Source organism: Archangium sp. (assembly GCF_036388035.1).
Classification (GTDB): domain Bacteria; phylum Myxococcota; class Myxococcia; order Myxococcales; family Myxococcaceae; genus Archangium.
Genome location: NZ_DASVSO010000033.1, coordinates 1 through 14,567 on the forward strand (window position 1 = coordinate 1; position 14,567 = coordinate 14,567).

Below are 14,567 nucleotides of genomic sequence, written 5' to 3' on the forward strand. Positions count from 1 at the left end.
CTGGCGCTCTTGGGGTGGGCGGTGTCGTCGTACAGGCCGAGAGAAAGAGCAGAAGTGCGATGCACGCTCGGAGATGCATGGCCGGGTCCTCCCTTGGAGCTAGGGCCTAGCGGATCCTGGCGGGGTCGTTCGGAGTATGACAGCGCGCCCAGACAGCCACGAATGAGCACGGGAAAGGTGTCAGACGATTTGTAGTCGGCGAGGTGTCGGAACGAGTCTTTGACACCTTCCCCGGACACCTTCCCCGGCTGACGGTTGCTCAGTCTCCCACCGCGCGCCCTCTCTGTTAGAGTGCGCGCCGATGACGACCGCCGAGACGCACCCCGCGCACGCTGTGAGGATCCGCCCCGCGACGTTGGCGGACGCGGCGACCCTGACGGAACTCGGCGCGCGCACGTTCCGAGACACCTTCGCCGCCGACAACACCCCCGAGAACGTGGAGGCGTTCCTCGCCTCGCACTACCGGCCGGAAATCCAGGAAGCGGAGCTGAAGGATCCGAGCAACCTGTACCTGCTGGCGGAGGTCTCCGGAGTCCCCGCCGGCTTCGCCCTGCTGCGCGACGGAGCCTGCGAGCAGGGCGTGCAGGCCGAGCGCCCGCTCAACCTGTCCCTCCTGTACGTGGACCGGCCCTTCCTGGGAGCCAAGGCGGGGGCCGCGCTCATGCTTCGCTGTCTGGAGGAGGGGCGCGCTCGGAGGCATGACGTGCTGTGGCTGGGAGTGTGGGAGCGCAATGCCCGCGCGCTGGCCTTCTACTCGCGTTGGGGATTCACCGAAGTGGGCGAGATGCGCTTCCTGCTGGGGAACGACCCGCAGCGCGATCTCGTGCTTGCCCTCGCGCTCTGAATCGTTGGTCTTTACCTCCCCCTCGCCATGTTGCACGTATGTCGCCGGAGCCTGCGGAATGGGCTGGAACGGGGCGGGACAGGAGGGGACGCGGCGGGATAGCGACTCCCAAGCATTCCGGACGGTTGCGAGGTAAGGGCGCGATTCTGCTGGGAGTTTCGCACCGCCTGCGCGGGTTCGATTCCCGCCGCCTCCACTCTGTATCTCCCGGAAAGGACTCAGCTTTCCGGGAGGCTGTAGCAAGGGATGTAGCACGGCCCCGGTCGCCATCAGGCGTGCCGGGGTTTTCTTTTTCAAGCCGCTACCACCACGTCGAACTCCGGACGGGTACCGGCCGTGTGCTCCGGGACGAGGAACACCGAGCACACCTATTGACACTACACAACCATCGTGCCTGGAGCACCAAGAGAAGGGAGGTGAAGGAGAGGCAGGGCGTGATGAATCTCTCGCACCGCCCCCCTCGCGCGAGACCCTGGCTGAAGGCCAGGGCGCATGGCGCAGGGCGTGTACAGCCTTACCGAGGCAAAGTTCGCAGGTCAGTTTCCTGATCGTATTGGCACATCGCTAGTACCCCGTCGTCCCGCAACTCCAATCGTTGACCCACATAAGGTTCGGGCGCGCGCCAGATCTCCTTATTAGAGGCATCGTGTATGACAAGAAGTCCGCTCATGGTGAGCGTCATCTGGCCACCCTCGACCTTTCCACTGGTCTTGCTCTGCCACCGGATGTTATTCCCATGGAAGAGAACAGCATTCCCGTCAGTCTGAAAGACAAAATGGTAAAGACCGTTGGCCGAACTCAGGCACTGCTCAGCCCTCAATGAACTCCCCGCGCGCAGAACATTTCCGCGACTCGTGCGCTTTAACGTCAAGAGTTGGGCATCCTGCGGCACTTGGTGAGCCCCAAAGGCATAAACAGTCCCCGTGAGTACATCCGCTCCACTCTTCGGGCGCACACGCCACAGGCTGCATTTCGTGGAAGTCCCTGATAATTTGTTTGTCCAGATGGAACCCCCATCGATCTCTGCGTCCGCTACCAGATCTTGATGGACACAGACCACTCCCTCGATCTCCTCCGGCAGTGGCATGTCAGGCCCGGTCTTGTTCATGCGCATGATGCACCCGAGCGCTCGGAACCCAGGCGGCGCTTCGATCCTCCAACAGGTATAGGATGTACCCTTCGACCAGACACGGATGAAGCCCTTTGGTGGAGCCACGGCGCCAGGCGTTAGGTCTTTGAGAATCAACGCGGCATCGGGCTCCTTGGTGTGGCCGGGCACCGCCACGTGGCCGAGCCATGACCAGCCTTTGGGAACTTTGGGCTTGTAGATGGAGACGTTACTCCAAGCCGAACTCCCCGAGTCATCTCCAATCTTCTGGAATAAGTAGGTCCTCCGCAGTTCCAGCCGAGCCCCTCCAGTATCATGAGCGCAATCATGCTCAAAAAGTTGCTTCTTGCTAAGTGACCAGTTCTTCCTGAACGCGTTGTCGTAGTGAAGGTACACACGCCAGCTTGCATTCATGGGAAGTTGGAGCATCGGGCTCGCTGATTTTGAGTCCTCGTAATTCCGATCTCTCATGTTCCTTACCGACCACCGCAGAAAACGCCGGCCTTCCCATTCCTTTGGCGCCACCAACTCCACCATCGTAGTGTTTTTCTTGTAGATACGAACAAAGTCGCTACAACCATCCCTGGCGCCGTTCTGGTCCATCTCAGAGCATGAGATGAACGGATTCAGTCCTCCCACCCCCCGGACATCAAGGGCATACTCCGGATCTTTGATGCTACCAGCACTTGCGGCGGAGATCTTGAAGCAGAGTTCGAGCCGCTCAATGCGGAAGTCCTGAGACTCCTTGCTCGGCTCACACGAGATCTCGAGGTCAGTCCACGCCCCCGGCTGCGCGAAATGAGCGGAAGGATCCGGGGTGTCGCCGAAGAGATAACGGAGTAAGGATTCTGTCGGCCGGCTTAAACGATTGTGTGCGAGTTTCTTGGTGCTATCCAAATAAGTACTCTGCCAAGAGATATCGTTGCCGCCATCTGTCGAACTGTCGAAGAAGAAGAGCCTGCCATTTTTGCGGATCACAGCGCGCCCGAGGTGGTGGAACTTGATGACCACGGACTCACAGCTCCCGCGAAAGTAGAAGCCGATCGGTTTTCCCTCGTCATCGTGGATCCGGGCATCAAGAAGCCGGATATTCTCTTCATCCAGGGACACGATGCCGGCATCCATCAGGTTGAGGGTAATCCTGCCATCCTTCTTGAGCCGGTCCAATTCTTCGGCAGACAAGGAGTAAGAGATTTCTCTATCGATTTGCCCCCCTTTCGCGTTGAAGTCATCAATGATCTTGCCACGCGTCTTATGCAGGATTTCTTGATAAAGCGTGTCGAGCAGCTTGAAGTCCTCGCTCTTGATGAGAGCGCGCTGGGAAGGAAGTCCATTGTTCGATTCGGACTTGGATGCCGCCTCTTCAAGCATGGAGGTCATCTTGGAGATGAGCTCGTCCAGGTGGTAGTCAACCGCGTCACACGAATCAAGCATTCTGTGCTCGTAGGCCTTCGCCATGTAATACTGATACCGGTTGAGCCGATTGATCGCTCGCTCCTTAAGACCGCAGATGGCGGCCAGGACGGAGCTATCGAGAGTGGCTTGTTTGTCTTGGAGTTGACGGGTGAGGGCCTCCGCACCAAGTGAACTCTGGGCGAGGGTGGCGCAAGCCTTCTCCAAGGCAATGCGGTTGCGGGTAAGCTGTTCAAAGACATCCGTCTGCGTCTTCTTGAGTTTGAGGATCTTCTCGGCAAGATCCTTGAAATCAGGCGAGCTGTTCTTGACCTCCTCGAGCTTGGCTTCCAACTCGGTGGCGGAGGCTTTGAGCGGCTCGATTGACTTAATGAACTCAGAAGTGGCACTGACGAGTTCGTTGCCAATGGTGGTGTAGAGTTCCGCCTTACCTTTCTTTTTTCGGGCCTGCGCTTCCTCTACACTCTCCGGTCCGTACGCATGCTTCCCTTCGTCAATTTCAGCATCAAGCGTGAGTTTCTTCGCCTTCTCCAGGAGCTTGGATTCACCGTACTGGCTCATCGCCTTATAGAGCTTGCCCTGGCTTGCGAAGAAGGCTTCCTCAGCGGTCTCGCCACGAGCATCACAGGTGGCGAGGTTCACGAGCAGCGAGCCCGCCGCACCCAAAAGCGGCTGTCCCACGGGCACAACCTGGAGCGCCGTCGAGAGCAGGCCCGAGACCAAATGGATGTGCGCCTTCCTCTTCCTCTCTGCAAGGAGGTACTGCTTCGCTTCCCGCAGCAGACGGTCGGTGAGTCCCTTGAGTTCCTCCTCAAGTTGCTCAAGTTCCCCCTTGAGCTTTATGATCTTCTCCTCAAGACTTGGCAGGCTTTGCGTCAGCACCGTCACCTCGGCCTGGGCCATTCTAGCCTCCGTGAACAGCTTCTCCCGCGCCTCCCCCAAGCGTAATAGGAGCGCGTCACGATTCTGCCGTCCGCGCTCAATCCAATAGGCGAGGAACATCGTGCGAAGAGCGAACTCACGCTCGGTGTCGAAGTTCATGGCGAGGTTCTCGAACGAGATCCTGGGATACCAGCCTGCGGGGTAGCCAAAATAGTCGAGATGGCTCTGGATGCGATCGAGATAGCCTAGCATCTCGATCCGGAGTGAACTCAGATCGAGTCGTTCATTGTCGGTCAATTCGGCATCTTTCTGGCCCACCTCAATGAGCTTCTCATACCGATGGAGCCAGGAGGCTGCTGCCGCTTCATGTCCGTTCATCCAAAGCTCACGGGCATAGCTCATCACCGCACGGACGATCTCGGGATGAATCCAGTGACGCATGCGGTGCTCGACCCCGCCTTTTTGACTAGGAACGCCAGACTCGGATTTCGGAACCGCAGGGGCATCTTTCCCCTCGTTTTCGTCGAAGTACTGAACCCATGCGGTAGGTTTCTCACTCGACAACCCGAAATCCTCAGACCGGCGTCCCGTTACGTCCATGCTCACGAAAATGCGGGCCCGTTTGGCTTTTCTTGGTTCCTGCGGTGGCAGCGAGGCCGCAGGTGCACCTATCCCCCCGTTAGAAGCACCGTTTGCCAGAACGAGGTGATCCAATCCGTTGATAGAGGAGTACAGCACTCCTCCATTACCGCCATTGCCTGGCTTTCCAGGCGGGTGGCCGTTGATGCCATCTTGAGGCCAGACGTCCCTTTTACCATAAGTGAGTTTTCTCTTGAGTTCACCACGCAAATAGAATTCGCATGTGCGCTGCTCATGCCAATCTGTGGGTAGCCTGTTTCGGTCGTAATTGCGAGCCCAATCGCGCCATTCGTTGGAGCCGGAGTCCGTAGGCGCTTTCTCGGGTGGCCAATCCTTGGGGAGTCTCGGAGTAAAAAAGCGGTGGCGGCGACTGAAGTTCTCTATTGCATCGAAATCCTTCATTTGCCAGACCTCTACGTAGGTGGCGTGGTCTTTCAATGTGTTGAGATCTTGGTGAGAGATAACGGGCAACCATCTGCCCAGCGTCGCGCGGTTGTTGCGGTCAACCTCATCCGACGCGTGTTTGTCGAGGTCGACCGTGTCCATGCGGTTATTTCTACCTGTTGGGTCTGGGCTCTTACCATTGCCGGCTGCCTGACCTTGGGAGCCGTTCAACACGAAGCGATGTCCCTTTTCGGGGCAGACCAGTTCATCAACCCAGAGGAGGATGTCGCCAGCCTTGGCGCCAGGGAGGCCATTCTCCGTATCTTCGGCACGGCCGGTATGTGCGCACGGGGTGGTGTCAATGCAGCCATTCTCCTCAAAGAGGAGATACCGCGCGTGGATTCGCACGTCGGTCTGCGGCAGTTCAATCTTGCTCCGAATGATCACCTCATCGGCATAGAGGCTGAACGTGGCGATGTTCGAATCGCCAATACAGGCCTTCTTCCAGAGTTCCTGTTCCTCCGGACTCCCCTTGTCGGCGAGCACGATCTTCACGCCACGGATCATGACGCTCCGGGTTTTGATCGTCTCTCGACCGTTGAAATTCTTTTTTTCTTCGGCTTCAATCACACTGATTCGTTGCAATGCGGAGGCCGACTTGTTCGGCATCGGGGCCATGCGCTGTATCAGGTGGTACTCGCGAGACAGCGAACGGATGGTAATGGTCTGAGTGTTCCCTCTAGACTTATCGGTGAACGTCACCTTGAAGGAGCGGCCAGCGAGGAGCTTCGGATCATATTCAAAGGTCGCGTTCTCATCCCATTTCACCGCCGTCTGAAATGTGGATTCAACCTGCTCCATGACAATCTGGCCATCGCCATCCTTCGGACGGATTTGGAACCGAAGTTGCTGATCTGGGCCCACGACCAAGAGGTCCGGAATATCTCCGAGCAGATAGACGACCGCAGCCGAGCTGTAATCGCTGCTATGGAAATCGGGGCTGGAGATTAGATTGGTCCGATAGGTGCTTGTTTTCACATGAATCTCCTACAGAGTTCCACTGAGCGTGGACATGAGGAGCATAACACGTAGCGGTGATGAGGCTGCTGACCAATCACGGCCAGGTACGGCCGCGCCAGCTAGCTTCGACCTGCTGCGCTGTCGTGTGCTGCTCGCCCCCTATGTCAGGAGGACAAGGCACGGCTTCTGGCCGAGCGCAAAGAGCCCGGCGGGCTTATGGGGGCCGCATGGCTCGAGCGTGGAGGAGGAATGCTTCAGTCAAAACGCATTGGGGCTGACGTGAAGCAGCACCCGGCAAACGCACTCAGGACAGAGGATGCCCAAAGCTACAGCCACCCAGGGCGCATGGCGGTAAGACTTGAACTCGCAAACATTGGCACCGAGCCTTGGATGGTGATGGGGGCGGTGTTGAAGGACTCGACGGGCGCAGAGGTGGAGCTTTCAGCGTGGCAAAAGTCGGCCATTGCTCCCAGCGCTAGGAGCCTGTCGGATTATTCCCATGACCCGCTACATGTTGACTAGTGCGAGTTGAACGCACCGCTACGGTTTGTATGTGGGACACGTTTTGGGCCGATTCTCCGACAAGCTCCTAGAGGGCTCAGGGGTTCGGCTGCTGGGTCGGGAGCGGTTGCAGACGGCTGGCAGCTTGAAGCTAGTGGGGGCTGCCAGGGGCTCGGCAGGCAACTCGGGTTGGTGGGGGCCTCGGGGTTCGGAGGCAGTAGGTCCGCATATCGGCGTCAAAAGATGGATTTAGGACCGTAGGGCTCGCTGCTCTCGGCCAACGAAGGGCCGAAGGGGACCAAAAAAGGACCAAACCGAATGGACGCGCCTGGACTCGCCCGGACAGATGGGCCCCCATTCTTAGAAGGAAAACGGGGGGCGGGCCTCTGGTCCCGAGTGGGGGCGGCTCCGCCGTTAGCGGCTTCGATTCCCGCCGCTTCCACCACTGTTGGGGCTCACCCCGCCAGGTGCGCACCCCCGCGAGCGGAGTCCACCACGCGCGCCTCCAGCGTGGTGATGCGCTCCAGCCAGTCGTCGAGATCTCCAGAGGTGTTGAGGTGCGCGCGCAGGGCGGCGCCTCCCTCCACGTCACGCAGGTAGCCCGCCAGATAGCGACGCGTGTACGGCACGCCCCAGCCCGGCTTGCGCACGGCCACGTTGGCGAGCAGGTGCTCTCGCAGCAGGCGCAGGCGCTCGGCAGGGGTCGGCGGGGTAGGGGAGCGGCCCTCGCGCAGTGCCTTCACCTCGCGGAACACCCACGGGTGCTCGATGGCGCCCCGTCCCAGCATCGTGCCCGCGCAGCCCGTCTCCGCCAGCGCCCGCTGCACGTCCTCGGCGGTGCGGATGTCCCCGTTGACGACCACGGGCATGCGCACCGCCGCCTGGGCCAGGCCCGCCCAGCGCCAGTCCGCCGTGCCCGTGTAGCCCATCTTCGCGGTGCGGCAGTGCACGGTGAGGGCTCGCACTCCCACCTGCTCCAGGCGGCTCGCCAGCTCCACGATGGGCATCTGGTCCTCCGGCCCCCAGCCGATGCGCGTCTTCACCGTCACGGGCAGGGACACCGCGCGCACCACCTGTTCCGCCATGGCCACCATGGCGTCCGGATCCCGCAGCCAGCCCGCCCCCGCTCCTCGCCGGGCGATGCGCGGCACCCAGCACCCACAGTTGATGTCGATGAAGGCCGGCCCCGCCGCCTCGGCGATGCGTGCCGCCTCCACCAGCCGTGCCGGGTTCGCGCCGTAGATCTGGATGGCGGTCGGCTGGTCGTCCTCCTCCAGCCTCAGCTTGCGCTCGCTGCGGCTACACCCCAGCAGCAGGGAGTCCACGTTGACGAATTCCGTGAAGCACGCGTCCGCGCCCAGCTGGCGGCAGATGCGCCGGAAGATGGCGTCGCTCACGTCCTCCATGGGGGCGAGCAGGACGGGCTTGGCGGCGAAGAGCGCGGTGAAGGCGTCGGACGACATGTGGAGTACTCCATGCCATAGGGTGGTACGCCGTGCGAGGGGGGGCCCGGGGAGCAACGCGGAGGTTGACGCCCAGCGTCAAACCCGGGCAAACCCCTCCCGCCCATGCCCAACACCTCGAAGGCCGAGTTCGATCTCATCCTGTGGGGCGCCACCGGTTTCACCGGCCGCCTCGTCGCCGAGTACCTCGCCAGGAACCAGGACGCCCACCGGGCGCGCTGGGCCCTCGCTGGCCGAGACCGCGCCCGGCTCGAGCAGGTGCGCTCGGGGCTCGCCGCGCTCAACCCCGCCTGTGCCGAGCTTCCCGTGCTGCTCGGGGACGCGCGCGACGCGGCCTCGCTGGACGCCCTGGTGGCCCGCACGCGCGTCATCATCTCCACCGTCGGCCCCTACTCGCGCCACGGCAGCGAGCTGGTGGCCGCCTGCGTCCGCGGTGGCAAGGACTACTGCGACCTGACCGGCGAGGTGCAGTGGATGCGCCGGATGATCGACGCCCACCACGCCCAGGCGCGCGAGACGGGAGCGCGCATCGTCCACACCTGCGGCTTCGACTCCATCCCCTCGGACCTGGGCGTGTTCCTGCTCCAAGAGCACATGCGCGAGCACCACGGGGGGTACTGCTCCCGCGTGCGCCTCCATGTGACGAAGATGCGGGGTGGCTTCAGCGGGGGCACCGTGGCGAGCCTCCTGCAGGCCGTGGACGAGTCCGTGGCGGACCGCGACGTGCGCCGCGTGCTCGGCAACCCCCATGCGCTCGACCCCGAGCCGCGCCGCGGCACCCCCGAGGAGCGCGACCAGCTCGGCGTGCGCTACAGCCAGGAGCTCGGCCGGTGGACGGGACCCTTCGTGATGGCCTCCGTCAACACGCGCGTGGTGCGGCGCTCCAATGCCCTGCTCGGCTACCCCTGGGGCCAGGACTTCCTCTACTCCGAGGTTTCCAGCTTCGCGCCCGGCGTGAAGGGGATGCTCACCGCCGCCGGCATGTCCGCGGGGCTCGGCGCCTTCATGGTGGCCACGACGGTGCCCCTGGTGCGGCGCCAGCTCGAGAAGCGGGTGCTGCCCGCCCCGGGCGAGGGTCCCTCCGCCGAGGAGCGCGAGCGCGGCTTCTTCGAGGTGCGGCTCGTGGGCGAGGGCACGTCCGCGAAGAGCGGGCGCCCCGTGCGGCTGGAGGCGAAGGTGGCCGCCCAGGGAGACCCGGGCTACGCGGCGACGTCACGGATGCTCGCCGAGGCGGCCCTGTGCCTCGCCTTCGACGAGGTGCCCGCCCAGGGTGGCGTCCTCACCCCGGCCTCCAGCATGGGCCTGAGACTCGTCGAGCGCCTGCGCCGCGCGGGCATGACGTTCGAGGTGCGGGAGCTCGCCTGAGCGCGTTCAGCTCAGCGAGGGGCGGGGACCGGTGTCAGCCCAGGATGAGCTGCTCCAGCAGCGCCTTCTGCACGTGCATCCGGTTCTCCGCCTCGTCCCACACCGCGGACTGCGGGCCGTCGATCACCCCGCCGGTGATCTCCTCGCCGCGGTGCGCCGGCAGGCAGTGCAGCACGATGGCTCCCGGCTTCGCCTTGGCCAGCAGCGCCTCGTTGAGCTGGTAGTCGTGCAGATCCTTCATCCGCTTCGCGGACTCGGCCTCCTGGCCCATGCTCGTCCACACATCCGTCACCACCACGTCCGCGCCCCGCACCGCCTCGGAGGCATCCGCCGTGACGTGGACGCGGGCCCCGGCCTCGGCCAGCAGCGCCGCGTCCGGACGGTAGCCCTCGGGGCAGCCCAGCCGCAGGTGGAAGCCGAAGTAGCGCGTGGCCTCCACGAACGAGCGGCCCATGTTGCTCGCGCAGTCGCCCACGAACGCCAGCGTCTTGCCCTTCACGCTCCCCAGCCGCTCCTCCACCGTGAACAGGTCCGCCAGCACCTGCACCGGGTGCCCGCCCTCGGACAGGCCGTTGATGACGGGCACCGAGGAGGCCTTCGCGAAGGCCGTCAGCCGGTCGTCCCCGAAGGTGCGGAACATGATGCAGTCCGCGTAGCCGGAGATGACGCGTGCCGTGTCCTCGACCGTCTCGCCCCGGGCGATCTGGCTGCTGCCCGCGTTGCTCGTCGAGACCGTGCCGCCGAGCTGGTACATGGCCGCCTCGAACGACAGGTGGGTGCGCGTCGAGGCCTTCTCGAACACCAGCACCAGGTGCCGGCCCGCCAGCGTCGTCACCAGCTGGTGGCGCCTGCGGCTCGCCTTGAGCGCGTGGGCCCGGTCGAAGAGGGCGCGGTACTCGGCCTCGGTACGGTCGGCCAGCGTCAGGAAATCGCGCTTCACAGTGCTGCCTCCTGCAGGGAATCGAAGAGGGTGTCGAGCCGCGGAATGGCGTTGGCCGCCGTCCAGGCCCGAGCCGCGTGGGACTTCAGCTCGGCGATCTGCTTCTCCACCGACGCCGGCCCGGTGCCTCCGGCGTTGGCCTTGCGCTCCACCGCGCGCCGCGGATCCGCGCTCTTCAGCACCTCGGCGTCGAAGCGCGGGTCCACGGACTGTGCCAGCTCCAGCGTCACCTTGGCCAGCGGCAATCCACGCTCCTGGCACGCCCGCACCAGCGCTCCCGTCGCCTTGTACGCCGTGCGGAAGGGAATGCCCTTCATCGCCAGCGCCTCGGCCACGTCCGTGGCCTGCATGTAGTCCGACTCCACCGCCGCGAAGCACCGCTCCCGGTCGAAGTGCACCTTGCCCAACGCGAGGTGCAGCATGGACAGCACGCTCGTGAGCAGCGGGCCCGTCTCCAGCAGCACCTGACGGTCCTCCTGCAGGTCCCGGCTGTACCCGCCCGGCAGCCCCTTCACGAGCACGGCCAGGTTGGTGAGATTGCCCACCGCGCGCCCGGACTTGCCGCGGATGAGCTCGAAGACGTCCGGGTTGCGCTTCTGCGGCATCATGCTCGAGCCGCAGGCGATCTCCCCGTCCAGCTTCACGAAGCCGAACTCGGGCGAGGCGAAGTCGTAGAAGTCCGTGGCCACGCGGCTGGCGTGCAGCAGCGAGCGCATGGCCGCGTAGGCGAAGTCCATGGTGAAGTCGCGATCGCCCACCGTGTCCAGGCCGTTCATCGTGACACGCGGGAAGTGCAGCAGCTCGCGCGTCACCTCGCGGTCGATGGGCAGCGAGGTGCCGCCGATGGCGCCCACGCCCAGCGGCAGCGAGGACACCTGCTCCAGCACGAAGCCGAGTGCGTCCACGTCCCGGGTGAACATGGCCCCGTAGCCGCACAGCAGGTAGGCCAGCGAGATGGGCTGCGCCCGCTGCCGGTGCGTGTACGAGGGGAGGATCGTCCCGCGCTCCGCCTCGGCCCGGGCGGCCAGCCCGTCCAGCAGCGTCGCGAGCACGCCGAGCGCCTCGGCCACCTTCTCGCGCACGTGCAGGCGCAGGTCCAACGCCACCTGGTCATTGCGCGAGCGCGCGGTGTGCAGGAGGCCGGCGCGCTCCCCGAGAATGCGGGTGATCTCCGCCTCCACGGCCATGTGCACGTCCTCCTCGTCCGCGAGGACGAGCGTGCCGGCCCGGGAGTCCTTCATGAGGGCCACGAGCTGCTCGCGGATGGCGCGCGCGTCCTCCGAGGGGATGATGCGCGTGCGCGACAGCATGGTGAGGTGGGCGATGCTTCCCACCAGGTCCTCCTTCAGGAGGGCCTTGTCGAGCGCCAGCGAGCTGGTGAAGGCCAGTACCTCGGGGTGGAGACCGGTCCCGCCGGAGGCTTCCGTCTTGGCAATCGTCACGGGGTTTCTTCCTTTCCGAAGAGTGCCTTCAACTTCTTGGACAGCGTACGGGTCGACTTCCCCCGGGCCGGGGCGACGAAGATGGTGTCATCTCCGGCGATGGTCCCCAGGCTCTCGGGGATGCGGGCTTGATCGATGGCGGAGGCCACCAGGGGCGCGGAGCCCGGGCGGGTGCGGACCACCACCAACAGCTCGTTGTCGTCCATCGAGAGGATCATCTCCGCCAGCTCGAGCAGCCGCGCCTCGCCCGAGGGAGGAGGGGCGTCCTCCAGCCCGTACACCGTCCCGCCCTCGGGCAGCGACACGCGCATGGCGCCGAGCTGCGCCAGGTCCCTCGAGAGGGTGGCCTGGGTGACGTCGAAGCCCTCGCGGGCGAGGAGTTGACCGAGCTCCTCCTGCGTGGCCACCGCGTGTGCGCGGATGATGCGGCGGATGGTCTCCTGGCGGGCCGCCTTGTCTCCATTGGTTCTCACGTTCAATGCCCTCAAGACGTGGACTCAGCGGGTGACGAGCGTCCCGACGCCCTTGTCGGTGAAGAGCTCGGCGATGAGGCTGTGCGGCACGCGCCCGTCGATGACGTGGACGCGCTCCACGCCGCTGTCCAGCGCCTTGAGCGCCAGCTTCGCGCGCGTCTGCATGCTGCCGCTGAACGCGCTGGCCGCGAGGTGGCCCTCCAGCTCCGAGGACGTGATCTCGTTGAAGAGCTGCTCGCCCTTGAGGATGCCCGGCGCGTCATGCAGGTAGATGAGCTTCTGGGCCTTGAGCGCGCAGGCCACCTCGGCGGCCACCGCGTCCGAGCCGAGGTCATACGTCTGCCCGTCCTCGCCCAGCCCCATGGGGGAGATGACCGGCACGTAGCCCTGGGCCAGGAGCATCTCCAGGAACTCGTGGTTGACGCGCGTCACCTCGCCCACGTGCTCCTTGGAGCGCCCGTCCTCACCCGGAATCCTCCGGGCCCGGAGCAGCGCGCCGTCCTTGCCGGACAGGCCCACCGCGCGATCCCCGAGCTGGTTGATGAGGGTGACGAGCTCCGAGTTGACGGAGCCGGAGATGACCATCTCCACCACCTTGAGGCCGGAGGCGTCGGTGATGAGCGAGCCCTCCTGGCGCAGGCCGAGCTTGTCCAGCGTGCGGGTGAGCTCCGGCCCCCCGCCGTGGACGATAACGGGCTGGAGGCCCGCCGAGCGCAGCAGCTCGATGTCGCGGCAGAAGGACTTCTTGAGGGACTCCTTCACCATGGCCGCGCCGCCGTAGCGGATGACGCAGCGCTTGCCGCGGAAGCGCGAGATGTACGAGAGGGCCTCGACGAGCAGCGTCGTCTTGAACGCGGGGCTGTAGTTGGCCAGCCGGTCGTCCTTGCCCACGCCGCCGTCCGGCCGCGGCACGATGAGCGAGGTGTAGTCCGCGTTGATCTTCACGTAGTCGTACGAGAGGTCGCACCCCCAGGCCACGGCGGTGGACTCGCCCTCGGGGAAGTGGACCTCCACGCGAACCTCGGGCTCGCGCATGCGCGCCTTGAGCACGGCGGGGTCGTGCGGCTGCGGGGCGCCGTCATAGACGGTGATGCCCTGGATGCGGACGTGGGCCTGGTACGGATCCACGGGGTAGTTCTGGGTGCCGGCGCGAGCGCCCACGGTGGCCAGCACGCGGCCCCAGTTGGGGTCGGCCCCGAAGACGGCGGCCTTCACCAGGGTGGAGCCCGCCACCGAGCGCGCGAGGTCCTGCGCGATGGCCGGGGTGGGGGCCCCCGTCACCGTCACCTCCAGCAGCTTGGTGGCGCCCTCGCCATCGGCGGCGATGGAGCGGGCCAGCTCCTGGCAGAGGTCCGTCAGCACGGCGGTGAAGGTGTCCAGGTCCGGGCCCGGATCGGTGATGGACGGGTTGCCCGCGCGCCCGTTGGCGAGCGCGTAGACGGTGTCGTTGGTGCTCATGTCACCATCGACGGTGAGGCTGTTGAAGGTGCCGCTGACGGCCTCGCGCAGGGCGGTGGCGAGCGGCCCCGGCTGGATGGCGCAATCGGTGGTGATGACGGCGATCACCGTGGCCAGCGACGGGTGGATCATCCCCGAGCCCTTGCAGATGGCGGAGATGACGACGTCCTTCCCCCCGAGGCGCACCTGACGCCACACCTGCTTGGGGCGCGTGTCGGTGGTCATGATGGCCTCGGAGGCCGCGTCGGGCTCGGGGCGCAGGCCGTCCTTGAGGGCGCCGAGCACCGCGACGATTTTATGCACCGGCAGCCGGTGGCCGATGACGCCGGTGGAGGCGGACAGCACGGCGGACGGCGGCACGGAGAGGGTGCGAGCCGTCTCGGCCAGCACGGTGCGCACGTCCTCCAGCCCGGCGGGGCCGGTGAGGGCGTTGGCGTTGCCGGCGTTGACGAGGATGGCCTGGACGCCCGAGGCGGGCAGGCGCTGCTCGGCGTCCCGCACGGGAGCGGCCTTGGCCTTGTTCTGGGTGAAGCAGCCTGCGGCCGAGCAGGGCGTGTCGCTGTAGACGAGCGCCACGTCCTTGCGCTGGGGCTTGATGCCGGCGTGCATGCCGGAGAACGAGAAGCCGAGCGGTA

8 protein-coding genes are annotated in these 14,567 nt (G+C 64.9%); 2 read left to right on the top strand and 6 right to left on the bottom strand.

What is annotated here, in order from left to right; translation table 11 throughout:
* The first annotated feature begins 301 nt into the window (after positions 1-301).
* Positions 302-844 (top strand): GNAT family N-acetyltransferase, encoded by a 543-nt coding sequence (locus VF697_RS01540; RefSeq protein WP_331091540.1) that lies wholly within the window; start codon positions 302-304, stop codon positions 842-844.
* Positions 845-1,358: 514 nt separating this feature from the next.
* Here the strand turns inward: VF697_RS01540 and VF697_RS01545 are convergent.
* The gene (locus VF697_RS01545) at positions 1,359-6,308 is read right to left on the bottom strand and encodes a Vps62-related protein (RefSeq protein WP_331091541.1); all 4,950 of its coding nucleotides are present in this window, start codon (positions 6,306-6,308) and stop codon (positions 1,359-1,361) included.
* A gap of 938 nt (positions 6,309-7,246) precedes the next feature.
* On the bottom strand, positions 7,247-8,254 hold the full coding sequence (locus tag VF697_RS01550) for a tRNA-dihydrouridine synthase family protein (RefSeq protein ID WP_331091543.1): 1,008 nt from the start codon (positions 8,252-8,254) through the stop codon (positions 7,247-7,249).
* Positions 8,255-8,359: 105 nt separating this feature from the next.
* On the opposite strand from VF697_RS01550, the gene VF697_RS01555 reads away from it, so the two are divergent.
* A complete protein-coding gene (locus VF697_RS01555) occupies positions 8,360-9,619 on the top strand; it encodes a saccharopine dehydrogenase family protein (protein WP_331091545.1) in 1,260 nt (419 codons plus the stop codon).
* A 34-nt stretch (positions 9,620-9,653) separates the two neighbouring features.
* Here VF697_RS01555 and argF read toward each other — a convergent pair whose 3' ends face one another.
* The 4 genes from argF to argJ all read right to left on the bottom strand — a co-directional run.
* On the bottom strand, positions 9,654-10,559 hold the full coding sequence (gene argF / locus VF697_RS01560) for an ornithine carbamoyltransferase (RefSeq protein ID WP_331091547.1): 906 nt from the start codon (positions 10,557-10,559) through the stop codon (positions 9,654-9,656).
* On the bottom strand, positions 10,556-12,001 hold the full coding sequence (argH, locus tag VF697_RS01565; RefSeq protein ID WP_331091549.1) for an argininosuccinate lyase: 1,446 nt from the start codon (positions 11,999-12,001) through the stop codon (positions 10,556-10,558). The genes argF and argH overlap by 4 nt, the downstream gene beginning before the upstream one ends.
* Complete coding sequence (gene argR / locus VF697_RS01570) at positions 11,998-12,474, bottom strand: arginine repressor (RefSeq protein ID WP_331091551.1); 477 nt, start codon at positions 12,472-12,474, stop codon at positions 11,998-12,000. Before argR ends, argH begins: the two co-directional genes overlap by 4 nt.
* A 24-nt stretch (positions 12,475-12,498) precedes the next feature.
* On the bottom strand, positions 12,499-14,567 hold a 2,069-nt coding region (gene argJ / locus VF697_RS01575; RefSeq protein ID WP_331091553.1), incomplete at its 5' end, for a bifunctional glutamate N-acetyltransferase/amino-acid acetyltransferase ArgJ.